Source organism: Corynebacterium sp. HMSC055A01, from assembly GCF_001809405.1.
GTDB lineage: Bacteria > Actinomycetota > Actinomycetes > Mycobacteriales > Mycobacteriaceae > Corynebacterium > Corynebacterium hesseae.
Map to the genome: position 1 here is coordinate 1 of NZ_KV797567.1, position 18,766 is coordinate 18,766.

Genomic DNA, 18,766 nt, shown 5'->3' on the forward strand with positions numbered 1-18,766 from the left:
CGCTTCCCGCCGGGAGTTAAGCCCTTAAAGAACGAAACCCGCCAACCCGATGATGGTTGGCGGGTTTCCTGGAGCGCGAACTCACATTCCCAGCGAGGCCGAACTCATGGCGCTGTCCTGGCTGGGATTTCTAGTCGAGGGTCGGCGTGGGGTCCTCGCCGATGACGACCTCCACCGTGACGGCATCAGGGCGCAGGGTCTCTTCCAACTGAGCAGCCACGACGCCGCCCTCCGCCTTAACGGTTCGTGTAATGCGCAAGACGGGTTGGTTCCGACCCACTCCAAGGGCCTTCTGCTCCTCCGTGCGCGCGGTGGCGGCCACGAGGGAGTCCCGCTTAAACACGGGCACCAGGTCAAGCTCCGTCAACAGCTCGGTCAGCGGCTTTTGAACGTCCTCTTCCGTGAGGTCCGAGGCCAAGGCCTGCGGGATAAAAAGGGTGGAGGCCATGATGGGCGAGCCCTCGGTCAACTGCACCGCGCGGCATTCCCACACAGAATCGCCTTCCTCAATCCCGAAGGAGGAAGCGAGATGCCCAGGCACCTCAATCAGCGTCAGCGACAACACCCGCACCTCAACATCGAGGCCATGTTCACGCAGCTGGTCGAGGGCACTTCGCCCGCTCGTCAGGCTCAGCGTCGGCGGGGTGGCACGCACGAAGGTGCCACCGGTGCGCCCGCGCTTGCGGTCAATGAGACCTTCGATCTGGACGATGTCCAGCGCGTGGCGCACCGTCATGCGCGCCACCTTGTATTCCTGGACTAATTCCCGCTCGGTGGGAAAGCGGTCACCCGGCTTCAGTTCGCCGGATTCAATCTTGCTCCGCAGCGAATCCGCGATCACCAAATAGGCGGGGCGGCGACGTTGAGAGGTGGACACGCCTCATAACTGTACCGTGCGCTGCGTTTTTCGCATCTTGAGAGAAAATGCGGCTCCTACTTGCGCTGATTCAACTCAATGCGCGGGCGTACGCGAATCTCCGTAAGCTGCGTCGTCGGGCCAGCATCAACGGTGGCGCGGATGGCCTTCGCCACCTCCACAGGAGCGATGACATGCTCTGGGTTGTAATCCTGCAGGCCCTGCAGCATCGGGGTATCCGTCGGGCCCGGCGCGACGGTGGACACGCGGATGCCGAGTTCGCCGAGGCGGAGGCCGTCGGCAAGCGCGTACAAAGCATGCTTCGTGGCGGCGTAAATGACGTTGTCACCATAGGAGTGAATGCCGGCACCGGAGTTAATGAACACCGCAAGCCCCTCCTCCGCGCGCAGCGCGGGCAGAAGCAGGCGGGTCAGCTCGGCTGGCACGTGAACGTTGAGGTCCATCTGCGCGCGCCAATCCTCCGGCCGAGCGCTTTCCACCGAGCGCTTATCCGCCCGGGCCGCCGCATGCACAAGCACGTCCACGCGCTCAAGCGAAGCCAGTTCGGTGGGAAGCGGTGAGCCGTCGAGAAGCGACAGCAAATCGATTGCCACCGGCACGATGTTCTCCGCCTCCGGCAGCTCCCCGGCGCGCCGCCCCAGGGCATACACGCGGTGGTCCCGGGCAAGGTCCTTGATGATCTCCGCGCCCATTCCACCCGTCGCACCAGTTACAACGGCAGTTTTCACCATGGTTGTTCCTCCTTCTCGTTAGCGGAAACGCTTCGGCACATCCGGCTCCCCCAGCGTCAGCATCAGGCGGTTAGCCCAGTTGAAGAACGCGGTGGAGTTGATGACATCGATGATGGCTAGGGTATCGAATCCCACGGACTCGAGGCGTTCAACGTGGGAGGCGTCGAAGGCAAAGGGTGACTCGGTCAGGGCCACGGCAGCGTCACGGATGACGGACCACTGCGCCGAGCCCAGGTCAGCGGAAACGCCTTCCTCGAGCAGGCGGTCAATCGCCGCGACGTCACCGCCCTCTTCCTTCGCGCGCTGCTGGTGCACCGACGCGCAGTACTCGCAGCCATTCAGGCGCGAGACCACCGTAGCGGCCAGCTCACGCTCAGCACGACCCAGTCCGCCGTCGGTGTTGTAGAAGATGTCCAGATCCGTGAGCGTGCGCGCCTTGAGTGCGGCCGGGTCGCGGGCCAGCAGGCGGAAATACTCCATGTCGATGCGCTCGGGCTTAATGAGCGCGTCACGCTGCACCTCCGTGAACTCCTCCTTCGGCTGCGGCGGCACCCACGGCTTCCAGCCCAGCGAGTGCGCCACGAAGCCCTGCGGCTTGGCGACGTCCGGCACCAGCGTCCCCTCCCCCGGCACCCACTCCGGGGTCTGGGTGGGACGCGGCGCCTCAGTCACGGGCGCGGGCTGCGCGGTACCGGCAAGCACGGAGAGGCCGTGCGCCACGCGCAGTTGAAAAGACAGGAAGCTGACCAGCTGCGCCAGCGTCACGATGTCATCGTCGGACCAGCCGGCCGCCTGCAGGTGACCAATCGCAGCCGGAGAAGCATCCTTGGGGTGGAAGACCAGCAGGTGGGCGAAGTCGAGGGCGGCGGCAAGGCGCGGGGAGCCGTCGAAAAGCGTGAAGCCGCCATCAATATACGGGCCGGTGGTGATGCCGCTCTCCACCGCGCGGGATATTTCGACGGCAAGCTCCTCCGACTCCTCCGCCAGCAGGTCAGAATAAAAGGCGACGGCAGGAGCCGCCTGATAAATGCCCGCAACAAAAGTCGCGATAGCGTAGCGCTCCGCATAGCTGAACGTACCGGGCTCCGCAGGCTCAAGGAGCGCGGCAAAGGAGGCCTGCGCGTTCTCCTTGGCCTCGGGCCGGCGCTCGCGCAGCTTGGCGACGTCCCCCTCAACACCCGCCAACAGGTTAATGATGTCTGCCATGAATGATTCCTTTCTTGTGTTCGCCCCAGGCTACAGACCCAGGTTGAGGTCGCCGGCGCGGTAGCGGGAGCCGGGGATGGCCTCGATGAGTTTTTGGGTAAACGGTGATTGTGGGTTGCTAAAGACCTCGGCCGTGGGACCAGATTCCACCTGCTGCCCCTTCGAGAGCACCGAGACGGTATCGGAGATTTGGTTGACCACCGCGAGGTCGTGCGAGATGAAAATGTAGGTCAGGCCGAGCTCCTCCTGCAGCCGGGCCAGCAGTCGCAGAATCTGGGCCTGCACGGTGACGTCGAGGGCGGATACTGCCTCGTCGAGGATGACCAGCTCCGGTTCCACGATCATGGCGCGCGCGATGGCCACGCGTTGGCGCTGGCCGCCGGAGAGCTCGCGCGGACGGCGGTCGTAGTAGTCCGGGTTCAGCGCCACCAGGTCCAAGAACTCCTTGGCCTTTTCCTTGGCCGCGCTTGCACGCACCCCCTTCAAGTTCCGCAGCGGCTCCGCTACCGTCTGGCCAATCGTCTGCTTGGGGTCCAAGGAACCGTAGGGGTTCTGGTAGACCAGCTGGATGTTGTTACGCTCTTCACGCAAGGCCTTGCCGCGCAGACCCACGATGTCGCGCCCGCCCACGGTGATGTTGCCCGATGTCGGGGTGTTGAACATGGCGATGCTGCGCCCCGTCGTGGTCTTGCCGGAGCCGGACTCGCCCACGATGGCGTGGGTCGAGCCCTTGGCCACGGTGAAGGAGATGTCATCGACGGCGGTGAAATTACCGAAACGCTGGGTCAGGCCTTCCACCCGCACTAAGGGTTCGCCCGCGGTGCGGTCAGTGGTTGTGTCGGTCTTGACGACGGCGTTGCGCGAAGTAGCTGCTCGGCCGGCGTCGGCGACGGTGAGGGAGGGGGCGTCGGCAAGCAGGCGTTTGGTGTAGTCGTGGCGCGGGTTCGTCAGCACCGTGGCGGCCAGGCCCTCCTCGCGCAGCTGGCCGGATTCCATGACCACGACGCGGTCGGCGCGGTCACCGGCCACCGCCAAGTCGTGGGTAATGAAGAGGATGCCCATGCCGAGCTCCGCGCGCATGTCATCGAGGAGATCGAGGATGATCTTCTGCACGGTGACATCCAGCGCGGAGGTGGGCTCATCGGCGATGATGAGGTCGGGCTCCAGCGCTACGGCGGCGGCGATGAGCACGCGCTGCTTCATGCCGCCGGACAGCTCGTGCGGGTACTGGTGATAGCGGCGCTGGGGATCATCGATGCCGACGCGCTCCAGCAGTTCCAGTGCTTTGGCCTTGCGCTCGGCCGCAGTACCAACCTTGTGGATGCGCAGCCCCTCCTCCACCGAGGCGCCGATGGTCTGCACTGGGTTGAGGGAGTTATTGGGGTCCTGCGGGATGAGGCCGATGCGCCGCCCACGCAGCTCACGCCACTCGCGGCGACGCAGCGAGGTGATATCGCGGCCATCGAAGGTGATGGTTCCGGCATCGATGGTGGCATTCGAGGGCAGCAAGCCGATGGCTGCCATGGCGGAGGTGGTCTTGCCGGAGCCGGACTCGCCCACGATGGCGGTCATCTGCCCCGGGTGAACCTCGAGGTTGACGCCTTGTACGGCGGAAACGTCACCACCTGCGGTGGAATAGGACACGTTGAGGTCCCGCACGCGCAGCAGGGGCTGCGCTGCATTTTTTATACCAGACATGTTAGGCCTCCACGGGGAAGTTTTGGGACAGGCGGTTGGCGGACATCACCACGGCGACCAGCGCGATGCCGGGCAGGATGATGAGCCACCAGGCGGTGGCCATGAAGTCACGGCCCTCGGCGATAATGAGGCCCCATTCCGGGGTCGGCGGCGGGGCGCCGTAGCCCAGGAAGCCGAGGATGGACAGCTGCAGGATCGCGGTGCCGAATTGCAGGGTGGCCAGGGCAATAACGGGGGTGAGTGAATTGGGAAGGATGTGGCGGAAGAGCACGGTGGCGTGGGTGGCGCCAGCGCCGTATGCGGCCTCGATGTAGTCCGAGCTGGCCACGGTGATCACCTGGGAGCGGGCTAGGCGCGCGAAGGTCGCGACCGAGGTCGCGCCGACGGCCACCGCCGCCTGCACGGAGCCGAAGCCCAGCACGATGATGATCGACAGCGATAACAGGATGCCGGGGATGGACAGCAGCACGTCGACGACGCGCATGAGCACGCTATCCACCGCTCCTCGCAGGGCGCCGGCGAGCAAACCGATGAGCGTGCCGACGACCAGGCCGACGGCCACGGCGATCAGCGCGCCGAGGAGCGACTGGCGGGCACCGTAGACGATGCGCGGATAGAGGTCGCGCCCCACCGCATCCGTGCCCATGAGGTGGCCGGACTCCCCCGGCGCCAACAGAGCTACGTCGGTGCCAGCATAGGGGTCGGCCGAGGTGAACAGACTTGGGAAAAGCGCGGCCAGGAAAGCGATCACGAGGACCACGATGGCGATGATGGAACCCGGCGCGAGCCAGGGATTCGCGGTGTGGCGGCGCGGCGCTCGTGAAGAACGCAGCGGATTGGTGTGCGTCATGCTCATGAGCGCACCGTCCTTTCCGAAGTAGCGGCCGAGGTGGTGGCGGAATCTGTGCTGCGGCGGGCAGCTCGCTCCGGGGCGCTGGCACGCAGGCGCGGATCCAGCACCGGGTAGAGCAGGTCCACCACGAGGTTGATGATGATGTAGGAGGTCGCAGCGATGAGAACCACGGCCAGCAGCACCGGGGTATCGCGGTTCGCCACGGCCTGCGCCACCATGTAGCCCAAGCCGGTGCGGCCAAAGACGGTCTCGGTCACCACGGCACCGCCGACGAGCTCACCGAAGAGCAGGCCCGCCATGGTCAAGGTGGGCAGCAGCGAATTGCGCAGGACAGTTCGCCAGAAGATCCACGCCTCCGAGGCACCGCGTGCGCGCACCGCCTGGACGAAGGGCCGCGATTGCGTCTCATCGATGGAGCGGATCAGCACTTGGATGAGCGGCGCGGCCATAGGAACCGAGAGCGTCACGGTAGGCAGGATGAGGCCCTCCACGCTGCCGGGTTCAATGACGCGCACCCAGCCCAGCTGGAAGGAAAAGAACTGGATGAGCAGGATGGCAATCCAGAAGCCGGGCAGCGAGACCATGAAGGAAGGCAGTCCCCGGAAGAAAGAACCGATGGCGCCAAGCCCCGGCAGCGTGGCCACAAAGGCCACGAGCACGGCCACGATGAGTGCGAGAACGATGGCACTGGCGGCAAGGATGAGGGTGTGGGGAAGGGCGTCGGCAAGCAGCGTGGCTACCGGAGCGCCCGACTGCGTGGAGTTGCCGAAGTGCCCGGTGAGGAAGCCACCCAGGGAGGTGAAGTACTGCACCACGAGCGGCTTGTCGACGCCCATCTCCTCCCGAATAGCCTCAATCTCCGCCTGGGACAGGCCCAGGGCAGGGTCGCCGAAGCGCGACTGGACGGCATCCGATGGCAGCGCCGACAGGAGCACAAAGGCCACGGTGTAGGTAATGAGCAGCACGAGGAGGGCCTGCCCAATGCGGCTGAAGAGTTGGCGGGTTGTCATTTATTTCTCCTCCTCATCCGATGCCGCGGCGTCGATGGACACCTCGTAGAACCACGGGCGCGCCACCGATTCCGGGCTAAAGCCCGAAATGCCTGGACGGACGGCGTAGACCACAGGTTCCTCAAAGAGCGGCAGCGCATAGGCCTGCTCGGTGATGTAGTCCTGGACTTCTTCCGTGGCCTCGATGCGGCCTTCCTTGTCGGGGGTGTCGAGGACGGCGTCGAGAAGCTCCTGCAGGTGCGCGTCGATTGGGGTGCCCTCCGCGTCCTGGTTGAGGAAGGCGTCGCGGTTGTTGATGCCGTAGAGCGAGGTGATGACGTCATAGTCGGCGCGACCCACCATCGAGTGGTAGATCTGCACCTTGCCGACGTCCTTGGCATCGGCGTTCTGCGTGGCCTGGTCGCCGGCGTTGACCTGGATGCCGATGCCCAGCTCACCCAGCTGGTCCTGCACCATGGTCATGACTTCCTTGGAACGCGGCTGCGGCAACGCGGTATTGGTGCGCAGGACGAGGCGCTCGCCGTCCTTGACGCGGATGCCGTCCGGCCCGGGTTCCCAGCCGGCCTCGTCGAGAAGCCGCTTGGATTCCTCGGGATCGAAGCCATAGGCAGCGGACTGGTCTTTGTAGGCCAAGCCGGTCTTGGCCACCGTCGAGGTGGCCAGTGGATAAGACTCGGAGAAGAGAACGCGGAGAATCTCCTCGCGGTCCACGCCGTGGATGATGGCCTCGCGCACGCGCTTGTCCTGCAGCAACGGGTGGTCGAAGCGGAAGGCGAACTGGTTGTTCATGGAGTTCGTGCCGCGCGAGATGATGCCAACACCCCGGTCCTTGAGCAGTGACTCCTGCGGTGCGGAGATCTGGCGGGCGATATCGGCCTGGCCGGAGAGGATGGCGCCAGTGCGCACGGATTCTTCGGCGGCGAGGATGTAGTGGACGCCGTCGATCTCCGCGCGCCCTTGGTGCTTCACGGCCGGCGGGGCCCAGTCGTAGTCCTCGCGGGTCTTGAGCTTGAGGTCGGTGCCGATTTCTTCCGATTCCACCACGAAGGGGCCCGAGCCAATGACGTTGACCGCGTTGCCGGGACCGAAGCCCTCGTTGTCCAAGGCCAGCGTTGAATCGGAGAGCAGGCCGGCGTTGTAGGCAGAGGTGGCCTGGAGGAAGCCCGGGGAAGGCTGGGTGAAGTAGAACTTCACGGTGTCCTCGTCCACGACCTCGCCGTGGTCATAGTTGGCGATCTGCTCTGAGCTGGTCAGCGTGCGGGACTTATCGCCGCGGCCGAAGAGATCGAAGTTGGCCACGACGTTTTCGGCAGTTAGCGGGGAACCGTCGGAGTAGGTGACGTCGGTGCGGATATTAAACGTGTACTCCGTAGCATCGGCGTTGACTTTGGGCATCTCCGTGGCAATCCACGGCGAAAGTTCGAGGGTCTCGGGGTCTTGGTACAGGAGACGATCGGTCAGCTGGTTGACCACGCCGCCGTTGGGATAAAAGCCGGCGGCCGGCGGGTAGAGCGTGCGGAAGAACTGCGGCTCTAGGTAGGTGAGGACGTTGTCCTCCCCGTCCGGCCGTTCCACGGCGGAGCAGCCGGCTAAGGCGAGGGCTGCTGCCAGGGTGGCGGCGAGTGCGCGTAGGGTTTTCACGGTATTGCTTTCAGAGAGTAGATAGTCGGTTTGAATTGTGTCTACGGATTTAACACAACGTATACTGACCGGTATTATTCCACTAGACAGAACAGTCTAAAAGTTTGAGGTTGATTTTTATGCCCTCCATCGCCATCGTCGGGGCCGGCCCACGCGGCATCTCGCTGGTCGAGCGCCTCGCGGCCCACCTGCGCGCGACCCCCCTTGAGTCACCCCTGCGCCTCCACATCATCGATGATGCCCCGCTGGGCGCTGGCCGCATTTGGGATACGGAGCAGACCCGCACGTTGTGCATGAACACGCTGGCCGGCGCGGTCACTCTGTTCACCGAGCCCAGCTCCACCACCACCGCGCCGGTCCTCGAGGGCCCCATCCTCTACGAGTGGATCCAGCTCCTGCGCGGCGAGCGCCCCGACATCGCGCCTGCCAAGCTGGAGCTTTATGATTCCCACCCGCCGCGCGAGGAGCTCGCTGCTTCCTTTGCCGAAGAGCTCGCGCACACCCGCCCGGAGTCCAACCCCTCCCGCGCGCTTTACGGCGCCTACCTGGAGTGGGTCTTTGAGGTTGCGCTGGCGCAGCTGCCGGAGAGCGTGGACGTCGTCCAGCACCGCGCCCGCGCGCTGTCCATCGGAGCCGCTGAGGACCACGATGTCATAGCACTTTCCGACGCCTCCACCGTCACCGCCGACGCCACCGTCCTGGCCTACGGCTGGCAGGTGCCCGCGCTGAGCGAGTCCGAACGCCCCCTGGCGGAGGCTGCACACTCGGACCTGCATTGGGTGCGGCCAGACAACCCCGTCGAACAGCCGGTGTCTGCGGTCCCCGCGGGCGAGAAGGTCCTGGTCCGCGGCCTGGGTATGGGCTTTTTCGACATCATGGCGCTGCTCACCATCGACCGCGGTGGTGAGTTTGTGGAGGATCCCTCCACGCGCTCCGGGCTGCGCTACGAGCCCAGCGGTGAGGAGCCGCACTTCATCGTCTCCTCCGGCCGCGGCTACCCTTATATCCCGAAGTCGGAATACCACGCGCTGCCGCCGAAGGCCGCCCTGACCCGCTTCCGCGCCGCGGTGGCCGCCCTGGATCCGGAGGCTGAGCTGAACTTCGGCACGCAACTACTGCCGCACATTCTGCGCGATGCCTACGCCGAGTACTACGAGAACCAGGCGCGGGTCGCACCCGATGCCCCGCAGCGCCCCCTCGCGGATATCATCGCCACCATCGACGCCACCGCGGTGGATGCCGACGACCTGACAGGCATGGCGGACCAGCTCACCGTAGCCCTCGAGGGTTCCTCCGCCCAGCCGTTAGATCTTGCGCACTGGGCGAACCCGCTCGATGATTTCACCGGTGGTGAGGTCACCGAGTACATTGCCGAAGGCCTAGCACGCGACATCATCGAGGCCGTCGCCGCCGCCGATTCCCCGCTGAAGTCCGCGCTGTGGGCTATCTCGGCCGCGCGCAAGCCCTCGTCGATTGCCGGCTCGGAAGGCCGGATGACGTGGGAGTCGCGCACCAGCACCTTCAAGGAGTTCATGGCCTTCGGGCAGATGGTGGGGTCGGGTCCGCCGCTCTTCCGCACCCGCCAGCTGCTCGCGCTTGTCGACGCCGGCCTCGTCACCTTCCTGGGGCAGCGCCCCCAGCTGGAGATCAGAGAGAAGTTCACGCTGCGCACCGTGCACAACGAGGCTTCCTCCGCCTGGCTTATCGACGCCTGGATGCACTCCCCCGATGTCCGCCGCGCCGGTGATCCTCTCGCGGTGTCCCTCAATGGGCGGGTGCGAGCGTTCGTCGACCATGGTCAGTCCACCGGCTCGCCGGAGACGACATGGAACCGCCGCGTGGTCAACCCCGGTGGCACCGAAGACCCGCGCCTGCACATCGTGGGCATCCCCACCTATTCGCAGTGGCCGGACACCACCATCTCCCCCATGCCCGGCACGGACCCACTCATGCTGCAGGAGACCGACCGCACGGCCGGCTCCCTGCTCGGCACGCTCTAGCCGCCGCGTGGCCCCGACTCATTCCTCGGGGTCACGTGCTATTTGCGTGCGAAGACCTGTTGCAGCGCCGCGACGCGGCTATCTAGTGGTGGAACGAGATTCTTCACATTGAGGTGCGCGTTCTGTCCCTTGAACTCCCATACGTGACCCGTAAACGCCGCAAGGATTGCGTCCTTTTCAACTTCGAGAGAAGGGGTCGCGTCGATAAAAGCACCGATAACATCTCGCCATAGCTGCGGGTCACGGGCGCAAATAATGTAGCCGTGCTTAGCCTCTTTGAGGAAGGCGATGAGGCATCTGAACACGCGCTCCTGAGACGGTAGAACAAGTCCCTTCTTGTTGTTGCTTTCGATGACCTTGGGGATGTCACCAGACGCTTTGGTCCTGTAGGGGAACATCTCCATGCGCACGATGTCACCTGCTCGCTCACCCGACTCCGGGCGCTGCGGAATGACCTCATTCCACGAAACAGGCTCTTTTTCTTCACAGTCATCGAAGAGGTAAAAGCGTGCGCGATCGAAATACCAGCCTTTGTCATCTGCAATGTCCCAGGGCAAGCGAGCGTTGTCGACGTCATTCGAGAACAGCGCCGCGACGTTGCCTTGATCCCTGATGAAGGGAGTAAAGGCCTCTCCCCCATCTTTTGTATTTGCTACGCCTTCCATACCGTCTCGAGACAGTCTGATGACGTCATTTCCGCCATATGCCGGATTCTTCAGCAGCCACAGGATGCGAATGTGCTCGATGCCGCTATCTAGCTTGACCGACAAGGATTCCGGAACGGTTCGCGTAAGGCTCGCGGCACTCTCCGCAGCCTCCGCGCTAAATGCCTCCTTGATTGCCTCGGCACTCTCCTCGATGCGCTCATCCTTAAATTCAGCACTAATGCGCTTCTTAAAGGCATCAGAAGGAGCGAAAACTGCGCCGCAGAGATACTCCTTAAACGTTGGGCTTTCGAGGTTAAGGCTGTCGCCATTGAGGGCATCTGCATTCCACTTAGTAAAAGTGGCAAAGTCCTGCTCGTGCATGCAAGATTTCAGGAATGCTTCCACGTTTTCACCTTGCGACGCAACGGTGGCCTGCGGGTACCTGGGGTGGGTTCCTTGGAGGAATTGAATGAACTCCTCGGTAGGTTCATCGGAACCGTTCGCAAATGGAACTGGAATCTCGTCGAAGTATGAGGCCCAGAACTCTCGTGCTGCGTCCACCTCATCGCTGAAGGACCCCAATTGTTGTGTGGTTCGTGTCATGCCTCTCCTACAGGTAGATTCTCCGATTACTAGTGTAAGGCGTCGAGGGCCTGCTCCAGGTCCGCGAGCAGGTCATCGATGGACTCGATGCCCACCGAGATGCGCACCAGGTCCGCCGGCGGAACCAGCTCGGAGCCCTCGGCGGAAATGTGCGTCATGTTCTGCGGGTGCTCGATGAGGGACTCCACGCCGCCGAGGGATTCGGCCAGCGAGATGAGCTTGGTGTTGAGACAAATCTGGCGGGCGTGCTCCTCGCTGTGGAAGCGCACGGACATCATCCCGCCGAAGCCACGCATCTGCTTCTTAGCCAGCTCGTGGCCCGGATGCGAGGGCAGGCCCGGGTAGAGAACCTGCTTGACCTCCGGGCGGGATTCCAGAAACTCGGCCACGGCCTGCGCATTGGAACAGTGGCGGTCCATCCGCACTTCAAGGGTTTTGATGCCGCGGGCGGTGAGGTAGGCGTCGAAAGGTGAGGACACCGCGCCGACGTTGCCCTGGAAATAGAGCAGGCGCTCATCCATCTCCGCGGAGTTGGTCACGACCGCTCCACCCAGCACATCCGAGTGGCCGCCCAGGTACTTCGTGGTGGAGTGCAGGACGTGGTCCGCACCCAACTCCAAAGGGTTCTGCAGGTAGGGCGTGGCAAAGGTGTTGTCGACGACGACTTGGGCGTCGCCAGCCGCCTTAACAACCTCAGAGACTGCGGCGATATCCGTGATCGTCGTCGCCGGATTGGTCGGGGTTTCCAACCAGATCAGCTTGGTGTTTTCCTTGAACGCCCCTTTAACCGCCGCGGCATCGGCGGTGTTGACGATGGACAGCTCGATACCCCACTCGCCGTAATCATGGTGCAGGAGGCGATACATGCCGCCATAGGCATCGTTGCCGAGGATGACGTGGTCACCTGGACGAACAAGAATCCGAATGAGGGTATCGACGGCCGCCATGCCCGTGGCGAAACAGCGCGCATACTCGGCATTCTCCAGCGCCGCGAGGGTCTTCTCCAGAGAATGAACGGTGGGGTTAGCCACTCGCCCGTACTCATAGCCGCCGCGCAACTGCGCGAGGCCGTCCTGTTGGTAGGTCGTGGAGGCGTAGATCGGTACGTTGATGGATCCCATGTAGGGATCCGGCTGGTAACCGGCATGGATTGAACGAGAGGAAAAGCCAAGGGTGCGGTTGTCAGTCATGAGGCACAATTCTAGACCAAGCTGTTCAGTCGCGGGAAAGACAAGCTTTTTATATTCAGCTCTCTTCCCTACCATCGGTAAGCGTCAGTTGTGAGCGATAGCAGAAAGGACACACGTGACCAGACCAACCGCATACCTAAGCGCTTCCTCCGAGCCAACCGACGGGGCTGTCGACGCAGTCACCCGCTGGTGGCAAACAGAAAACATGCAGTCCTGGCTCATCGACAAACCCATCGGCATCGCGCTCATCCTCATCGTCGCCATCATCGGCAGCTGGCTGCTGCGCCGACTCATCACCAAGCTGGCTGATAACAGCATCAAGAAGGGCAAGCTCAGCTCGCCGCTCTCCCCGCGCAAAGCGCACCGAACAACCGACAAAGTCCTCGAGCAAACACAGGAGGCTCGGCGCACCTCCCGCATCCAGACCCTCGCCGGCGTTGGACGCTCCGCGGTTGCCATATTCGTCTGGGGCTGGGCAGCGCTCGCTATCTTGGACAAGCTCGGAGTCAACGTCGCCCCGCTCGTAGCCTCAGCCGGCGTGGTTGGTGTCGCCCTTGGTTTCGGCGCCCAAGCGCTGGTCAAGGACTTCCTGTCCGGCATCTTCATGCTCATGGAAGACCAGTACGGCATCGGTGACACCATCGACCTCGGAAACGGGGTCTTCGGCGACGTGGAGTCCATTTCCCTACGTATTACCACGGTCCGCGATATCGATGGCGCGCTATGGTACGTCCGTAACGGCGAAATCTTGCAGGTGGCCAACCATTCCGACCGCTACTCCGTCGCCCGCGTGCAAGTCCCCATCGCACTGAGCAACGACCCCACCCGCGCAGTCGATGTCATCACCTCCGCAGCAGAGAACGCCGCCCGCGACCCCGAAATCAAGGGCTTCATCCTGGCCAAACCTACGGTCAATGGCATGTCCGGTTTGGAAGTTGACCACATGTCCTACCGCGTTTCCGTCAAGACGCTACCGGGCAAACAATGGGATGTGCAGCGCGCGATGCAGGCGAAAATCCTCACCGCCATGCATACGGAAGGAATTACCACGCCCTACCCGCGAGGGATGGCTATCTTTGATTTGGAAGAACCCAGCCTGACGCGAAAGGAAGATTAGGCGTGCAACCAACGAGCGTGTACGAAGCCGTCGGTGGAATGGAGACTTTTGAGAAACTCGTCGGTGGTTTCTATGCACAGGTGCGCGACGATGATCTCATCGGGCCGATGTACCCGCAGCAGGATTGGGAGGGCGCGGAAAAACGTCTGACCTGGTTCCTCGTGCAGTACTGGGGCGGACCCCAGCTCTTCTCAGAGAATCGCGGTCACCCGCGCCTGCGCATGCGCCACGCGCCCTACTCCATCGACATAGCTGCCCATGATCGCTGGCTCGAGCTCATGGGCAACTCGTTGGCGCAGATCGACGAAGACACCATCCCGCCGGCCTATCGCGCGATGATTTGGGACCACATGGAGCGAGTAGCGGCGATGCTCATCAACCGCGCACCCTAAAGCCCGAAGGCCTCCTTCACGGGCTGGGACACCAGCTCTCCCCCGCGGGTCATCAGACCATTGGCCAAGCCCGGGAAGCGCTCGACTGCACCGTCGAAGCCTCCGGCAGCCAGGGCGCGCATGTACGGCAAGGTGGCCGAGCCGAGTGCGCGTGCGGAGGTGTTCGCCACCGCGCCCGGCATGTTGGCAACACAGTAGAAGAGGGTGTCGTGCACCTTGAAGGTGGGCTCATCGTGCGAGGTCTTGTGGGAGTTCTCGAAGCAGCCGCCTTGGTCAATGGCAACGTCGACAAGCACGGCGCCCTTCTTCATGCGCTTAACCACATCCTCCCGAACCAACTTCGGGGCGGCAGCACCGGGTACGAGGACGGCGCCGATGACGAGGTCGGCGGCGAGAAGCTCCGCTTCCAGCGTGGCAGGGTCCGACACCAGGGTGCGCACGCCGCCCTGGTACTGCTCATCGAAGCGCTGCAGGACGTGTGGGTCGAGGTCGAGCACCGTGACTTCCGCGCGCAGGCCGTGCGCCATAGCCACCGCGGACGCGCCAACCTGGCCACCGCCGATGACCACCACTCGCGCCGGTTGGGTGCCCGGCACGCCGGAGACCAACAAGCCACGCCCACCCTGCGTGGACAACAGATGGTGAGTTCCCTCAATGACGGCGAGGCGCCCGGCCACCTGGGACATCGGTGTCAAAAGCGGCAGAGTGCCGCGGGCATCGGTAACCGTCTCATAGGCCACGGCGGTGGTTCCGGCCTCAACCAGGGCGTCCGTCAGCGGACGGTCCGCCGCCAGGTGGAGATAAGTGAAGAGCAGCAGATCCTCGCGCAGGTAGCCATACTCGGCCTCGAGCGGTTCTTTGACTTTGACCACCATGTCCGCCGCCCAGGCCTCCTTGGCGGTGGCGACGATCGTCGCGCCCACGGCTTGGTACTCGGAGTCCGGAAAAGAAGCGCCTTCTCCGGCCCCAGTTTCCACTAGAACCTCATGGCCATCTTTGATGAGTGCGTGCGCAGCGCTCGGGGTAAGAGCGACGCGGTTCTCGTTGTTCATGATTTCTTTGGGTGCCGCAATACGCATCGTGCGAGTCATCTCCTTTTATTAAAGAAACTGAATTCGACCCCTTAATGGTAACGCAAATCACGCTGCGTTGCGGGCGTAGAAACCACACAGTTTTCCTTCCGCGGTGCCGCGCCCCGCCGCGGACTCTGCGGCGGCGAGGCTGGAGACGTTTTAGAACAAAGACAGCCGCGTGGAGTGATAAACACTGCCATAGGGCGCGTCGAGGCGCACCCACCGCCCCTTGCCCGCCACGCGCAGGTGGCGGGGGATATTGAGTGACGCAGCAAAGCCCGGGATGAGGCCCAAACTCGTGCAGGCGAAGATCATCCGCATAGGAATCTCTACTTGGGTCTCCGCGCTCTCCACGGTGAGCACGGTTTGATTCAACAGGCTTTTCGGAGGTCCCATCGGACCAGAGAATTGCCGAGCTAGCTGCCGGCCTTTATCCGCTAAGTCACGGACGACGTCGACAGGCAATGAATCAATCTCTCGAAACCCCGTTGCCGGCGGCAAGGCCCCCGGCCATGAGGGGTCGCGCGCGGGGCCTAGGTCAAGCACCCCCGCCCCGTCCTCTTCAAGAAGGTGTTCGGGGGTGGTGCGGAGGGCGTCGAGAAGCGCCTGCGCCGACACCACTGCCCCATCGCGGCCAACGACGCCCTCGCAGCGCCGCGCTACGACGACATCGAAGGGGGTCGTGACAAAAACCTCAACGTGGGTGGCGTCGTATTGACGCAAGCGCACCGTCGCTGAGGCATCCAGCCCCGTCGCACGAGCGAGGAGGGCCTGCAGCCCCACCCCGCCGTTGTGCAATGTCAGGGATTCACTCTCCATAATTGCGCTGGCCGCCTACTGCTCGTCCAACTCGACGACAGCATTTTCCAGGATGATGGTGCGCTCCTGCTCAGAAACCTCTCGCGGCATCTGGGTATCTGGATCAATGGTGACCTGCACACAGTCGATGACGCAGGCCACCTGGCCCTGCGCGTCCTTGATTTTCTGGCGAGTGGTAAACGACGTAGTTCCAAGGCGCACCACCGTGGTCTCCACTGTCACCGTGCCGTGCCGTCCATCCCACTTGATGGGGCGAACATAGTCCGCGTCGATGTGGCGAACAAAAGCCACCATGTTTAGGCCACGTGAATAGAAGTGGTGCATGGCAAAGGCCAAGCGCGCCTCCTGTGCCAGCTCGATAAAGTTGGCGTTCATCATGTGGCCGTACATGTCGAAGTCCGACCAACGCACTCCCACGGTGAGCTCGTGGACGTTGTCCTTAGTCTCCTCCGACACAACATTCTGAGCGGGCATTCCAGAATCCTTCCGAAGATTTCCTTTGAGTGTTAGGGCTGAGCGGCCCTAGCGGCTGAGCTTGCGGTGGGTAACGCGAGACGGACGGGCGGCGTCCTCACCGAGGCGCTCGACCTTGTTCTTCTCGTAATCGCCGAAGTTACCCTCGAACCAGAACCACTGGCCTTCCGCGACGTTGCCTTCCCAGGCCAGGATGTGGGTACAGGTGCGGTCGAGGAACCAGCGATCGTGGGAAATAACCACGGCACAGCCGGGGAACTTTTCCAGCGCGTTTTCCAGGGAGCCCAGGGTTTCCACGTCCAAGTCGTTGGTCGGCTCATCGAGGAGGATCAAGTTGCCGCCCTCTTTGAGGGTCAGGGCCAGGTTCAGGCGGTTGCGCTCACCGCCGGAAAGAACCTTAGACGGCTTCTGCTGGTCCGGGCCCTTAAAACCGAATGCGGAGAGGTAGGCGCGGGACGGCATCTCGTTCTGGCCAACGTGGATGTAGTCCAGCCCATCGGAGACGACCTCCCACACGGTGGCCTCTGGGTCGATGTTTTCGCGTCCCTGGTCAACGTAGGAAAGCTTGACGGTCTCGCCGACGGTGACAGAACCGGAATCCGGCTCTTCCAGGCCCACGATGGTCTTGAACAGGGTGGACTTACCCACACCGTTCGGGCCGATAACACCGACGATGCCGTTGCGCGGCAGGGTGAAGGACAGGTCCTTAATAAGGACGCGACCATCGAAGCCCTTGGTCAGGTTCTTGACCTCCACAACCTTGTTACCCAGGCGCGGCGGGGTCGGAATCTGAATCTCCTCGAAGTCGAGCTTCTTGTACTGCTCGGCTTCTGCAGCCATCTCCTCGTAGCGCTGGAGACGGGCCTTGTTCTTGGCCTGGCGCGCCTTCGCACCGGAGCGAACCCACGCGAGTTCTTCCTTGAGGCGCTTCTGCAGCTTCTTGTCCTTAGCACCAGCAACTTCGAGGCGCTCTGCCTTCTTCTCCAGGTAAGTGGAGTAGTTGCCCTCGTAGGGGTAGAGCTTGCCGCGATCAACCTCACAGATCCAGCCCGCAACGTGGTCGAGGAAGTAGCGGTCGTGGGTCACGGCCAGGACGGCGCCCGGGTAGGACTCGAGATGCTTCTCCAGCCACTGGACGGATTCGGCGTCGAGGTGGTTAGTAGGCTCGTCGAGCAGCAGGAGGTCCGGCTCACTCAGCAGCAGCTTGGCCAGCGCGACGCGGCGGCGCTCACCACCGGACAGGTTAGTCACCGGGTCATCAGACGGCGGGCAGCGCAGTGCCTCCATGGCCTGCTCGATCTTGGAGTCAACCTCCCACGCATCCGCGTGGTCGAGCTCCTCCTGCAGCTTGCCCATTTCTTCCATGAGCTCGTCGGAGTAGTTGGTGGCCATCTCTTCCGCGATCTCCTCGAAGCGCTGCTTCTTCTGGAAAATCTCCCCGAGGCCTTCTTCGACGTTCTCGCGGACCGTCTTCTCCTCGTTGAGCGGCGGCTCCTGGAGGAGGATGCCGACCGTCTTGCCCGGGTCAATGAAAGCCTCGCCGTTGGAAGGCTGATCGAGGCCGGCCATAATTTTCAGGATCGAGGACTTACCTGCACCGTTGGGGCCCACGACGCCAATCTTGGCGCCCGGGTAGAAAGCCATAGTGACATTGTCCAAAATAACCTTGTCACCGATGGCCTTACGCACGTTTTTCATCGTGTAGATGAATTCGCCCATGTTTCACCCTTTACTTCTGTCAGGATTGGTCAATAACAGTACAAAGAGTACATCACATGGGCGGTGGTAGTCCCCCGTCCTTAGGCCATAGCTTCTTCTGGCGCCGGTTCTCGGTGAGGTTCGGTCGCACTCTGCGCTTGCTGACGATCCGCCGCAGTATCCTGCGGGGTATCTCCCGACTGCAGAGCAGCCGGCAATGCCTCATCCTCCGCAGTACTCGGCGGTGCCGTGTAATCCACATCCGGTACTGGCGGATTCTCCCCCAGCCAGAGGGCTTCGCTGCCCTCCTCACCATAGGAGGTACCAATCTTGGTGGAGGTAATGCAGAAGCGGTTGAGGTCAAGGCCCACGTGGGCGATCTTGATATAGGTCCTAGAGCGCTTTGCCCCGTTCTTATCCTCCCACCGGTCCGTGACAATGGAGCCCATAACAAAGACCGGCATACCCTTAAACAGGGACTTCTTAACGTTGATGGCGCACTGGCCCCACACCTCACCGTCGATATAGTTAAGGTCCAACTCCCGCCACACCGTCTTGCCCTCCTCATCCTTCTCCGGAACGCTGCGCGAGGAAGCAAAGCGGAGGCGGGCCTTGTACATGGTTTCGCTGATTTTGGTCAGGTGGGGGTCGTGAGTCAGGCGCCCCGTGAGTGAGATTGGGTATTGAGACATTGCGTGATTCCTTTGCTGTTTGTGGCTGGTGCTCTTTTCAATGCG

17 protein-coding genes are annotated in these 18,766 nt (G+C 62.9%); 3 read left to right on the forward strand and 14 right to left on the reverse strand.

Features of this window, described 5'->3' with window-relative positions:
- Window positions 1–130: 130 nt before the first annotated feature.
- Genes HMPREF2604_RS04930 through HMPREF2604_RS04960 form a run of 7 tightly spaced genes read right to left on the reverse strand, consistent with a single transcriptional unit; the run spans window position 131 to window position 8,016 of the window.
- On the reverse strand, window positions 131–877 hold the full coding sequence (locus tag HMPREF2604_RS04930; protein WP_070563685.1) for a GntR family transcriptional regulator: 747 nt from the start codon (window positions 875–877) through the stop codon (window positions 131–133).
- Window positions 878–933: 56 nt separating this feature from the next.
- Window positions 934–1,608, reverse strand: coding sequence for an SDR family oxidoreductase (locus HMPREF2604_RS04935; RefSeq protein ID WP_070563688.1), 675 nt, complete (start codon window positions 1,606–1,608; stop codon window positions 934–936).
- Between the two features lie 18 nt (window positions 1,609–1,626).
- Entirely contained in the window at window positions 1,627–2,814 is a 1,188-nt protein-coding gene (locus tag HMPREF2604_RS04940; RefSeq protein ID WP_070563691.1) for an alkylhydroperoxidase domain protein, read from the reverse strand.
- 30 nt (window positions 2,815–2,844) lie between these two features.
- A complete protein-coding gene (locus HMPREF2604_RS04945) occupies window positions 2,845–4,512 on the reverse strand; it encodes a dipeptide ABC transporter ATP-binding protein (RefSeq protein WP_070563694.1) in 1,668 nt (555 codons plus the stop codon).
- Window position 4,513: 1 nt separating this feature from the next.
- Window positions 4,514–5,368 carry an ABC transporter permease gene (locus tag HMPREF2604_RS04950; RefSeq protein ID WP_070563697.1) on the reverse strand — a complete coding sequence of 285 codons (855 nt, stop codon included), beginning with the start codon at window positions 5,366–5,368 and terminating at the stop codon, window positions 4,514–4,516.
- Window positions 5,365–6,375 carry an ABC transporter permease gene (locus HMPREF2604_RS04955; RefSeq protein ID WP_070522266.1) on the reverse strand — a complete coding sequence of 337 codons (1,011 nt, stop codon included), beginning with the start codon at window positions 6,373–6,375 and terminating at the stop codon, window positions 5,365–5,367. The genes HMPREF2604_RS04950 and HMPREF2604_RS04955 overlap by 4 nt, the downstream gene beginning before the upstream one ends.
- On the reverse strand, window positions 6,376–8,016 hold the full coding sequence (locus tag HMPREF2604_RS04960; protein ID WP_083299177.1) for a TIGR04028 family ABC transporter substrate-binding protein: 1,641 nt from the start codon (window positions 8,014–8,016) through the stop codon (window positions 6,376–6,378). It abuts the gene before it with no gap.
- Between the two features lie 119 nt (window positions 8,017–8,135).
- Here HMPREF2604_RS04960 and HMPREF2604_RS04965 point away from each other — a divergent pair, with 119 nt between their 5' ends.
- Complete coding sequence (locus HMPREF2604_RS04965; RefSeq protein ID WP_070563702.1) at window positions 8,136–10,016, forward strand: FAD/NAD(P)-binding protein; 1,881 nt, start codon at window positions 8,136–8,138, stop codon at window positions 10,014–10,016.
- 38 nt (window positions 10,017–10,054) lie between these two features.
- Here HMPREF2604_RS04965 and HMPREF2604_RS04970 read toward each other — a convergent pair whose 3' ends face one another.
- Entirely contained in the window at window positions 10,055–11,068 is a 1,014-nt protein-coding gene (locus HMPREF2604_RS04970; protein ID WP_168162988.1) for a hypothetical protein, read from the reverse strand.
- 227 nt (window positions 11,069–11,295) lie between these two features.
- The gene (locus tag HMPREF2604_RS04975; protein ID WP_070563708.1) at window positions 11,296–12,456 is read right to left on the reverse strand and encodes a cystathionine gamma-synthase; all 1,161 of its coding nucleotides are present in this window, start codon (window positions 12,454–12,456) and stop codon (window positions 11,296–11,298) included.
- A gap of 115 nt (window positions 12,457–12,571) precedes the next feature.
- Between HMPREF2604_RS04975 and HMPREF2604_RS04980 the strand changes: the two genes are divergently transcribed.
- Complete coding sequence (locus HMPREF2604_RS04980) at window positions 12,572–13,573, forward strand: mechanosensitive ion channel family protein (protein WP_070563711.1); 1,002 nt, start codon at window positions 12,572–12,574, stop codon at window positions 13,571–13,573.
- Window positions 13,574–13,575: 2 nt separating this feature from the next.
- Window positions 13,576–13,965 (forward strand): globin, encoded by a 390-nt coding sequence (locus tag HMPREF2604_RS04985; protein ID WP_083299178.1) that lies wholly within the window; start codon window positions 13,576–13,578, stop codon window positions 13,963–13,965.
- On the opposite strand, the gene ald is transcribed toward HMPREF2604_RS04985, so the two are convergent.
- From ald to HMPREF2604_RS05010, 5 genes are all read right to left on the reverse strand, one after another.
- Entirely contained in the window at window positions 13,962–15,044 is a 1,083-nt protein-coding gene (gene ald / locus HMPREF2604_RS04990; RefSeq protein WP_070563714.1) for an alanine dehydrogenase, read from the reverse strand. The two genes, HMPREF2604_RS04985 and ald, sit on opposite strands and share 4 nt — an antisense overlap.
- A gap of 153 nt (window positions 15,045–15,197) precedes the next feature.
- Window positions 15,198–15,857 (reverse strand): DUF8185 domain-containing protein, encoded by a 660-nt coding sequence (locus tag HMPREF2604_RS04995; RefSeq protein ID WP_070563717.1) that lies wholly within the window; start codon window positions 15,855–15,857, stop codon window positions 15,198–15,200.
- A gap of 15 nt (window positions 15,858–15,872) precedes the next feature.
- Window positions 15,873–16,331 carry an acyl-CoA thioesterase gene (locus HMPREF2604_RS05000; protein ID WP_070531521.1) on the reverse strand — a complete coding sequence of 153 codons (459 nt, stop codon included), beginning with the start codon at window positions 16,329–16,331 and terminating at the stop codon, window positions 15,873–15,875.
- Window positions 16,332–16,379: 48 nt separating this feature from the next.
- Window positions 16,380–18,050 (reverse strand): energy-dependent translational throttle protein EttA, encoded by a 1,671-nt coding sequence (gene ettA / locus HMPREF2604_RS05005; protein WP_070563720.1) that lies wholly within the window; start codon window positions 18,048–18,050, stop codon window positions 16,380–16,382.
- Window positions 18,051–18,130: 80 nt separating this feature from the next.
- The gene (locus HMPREF2604_RS05010; RefSeq protein WP_070563723.1) at window positions 18,131–18,721 is read right to left on the reverse strand and encodes a single-stranded DNA-binding protein; all 591 of its coding nucleotides are present in this window, start codon (window positions 18,719–18,721) and stop codon (window positions 18,131–18,133) included.
- Window positions 18,722–18,766: the final 45 nt, after the last annotated feature.

Excerpts from the sequence above, each read along its gene's own strand:
- HMPREF2604_RS04935 (WP_070563688.1), bottom strand. The coding sequence starts at position 1,608 with ATGGTGAAAACTGCCGTTGTAACTGGTGCGACGGGTGGAATGGGCGCG.
- HMPREF2604_RS04940 (WP_070563691.1), bottom strand. The coding sequence starts at position 2,814 with ATGGCAGACATCATTAACCTGTTGGCGGGTGTTGAGGGGGACGTCGCC.
- HMPREF2604_RS04945 (WP_070563694.1), bottom strand. The coding sequence starts at position 4,512 with ATGTCTGGTATAAAAAATGCAGCGCAGCCCCTGCTGCGCGTGCGGGAC.
- HMPREF2604_RS04950 (WP_070563697.1), bottom strand. The coding sequence starts at position 5,368 with ATGAGCATGACGCACACCAATCCGCTGCGTTCTTCACGAGCGCCGCGC.
- HMPREF2604_RS04955 (WP_070522266.1), bottom strand. The coding sequence starts at position 6,375 with ATGACAACCCGCCAACTCTTCAGCCGCATTGGGCAGGCCCTCCTCGTG.
- HMPREF2604_RS04965 (WP_070563702.1), top strand. The coding sequence starts at position 8,136 with ATGCCCTCCATCGCCATCGTCGGGGCCGGCCCACGCGGCATCTCGCTG.
- HMPREF2604_RS04975 (WP_070563708.1), bottom strand. The coding sequence starts at position 12,456 with ATGACTGACAACCGCACCCTTGGCTTTTCCTCTCGTTCAATCCATGCC.
- ald (WP_070563714.1), bottom strand. The coding sequence starts at position 15,044 with ATGCGTATTGCGGCACCCAAAGAAATCATGAACAACGAGAACCGCGTC.
- HMPREF2604_RS04995 (WP_070563717.1), bottom strand. The coding sequence starts at position 15,857 with ATGGAGAGTGAATCCCTGACATTGCACAACGGCGGGGTGGGGCTGCAG.
- HMPREF2604_RS05000 (WP_070531521.1), bottom strand. The coding sequence starts at position 16,331 with ATGCCCGCTCAGAATGTTGTGTCGGAGGAGACTAAGGACAACGTCCAC.
- ettA (WP_070563720.1), bottom strand. The coding sequence starts at position 18,050 with ATGGGCGAATTCATCTACACGATGAAAAACGTGCGTAAGGCCATCGGT.
- HMPREF2604_RS05010 (WP_070563723.1), bottom strand. The coding sequence starts at position 18,721 with ATGTCTCAATACCCAATCTCACTCACGGGGCGCCTGACTCACGACCCC.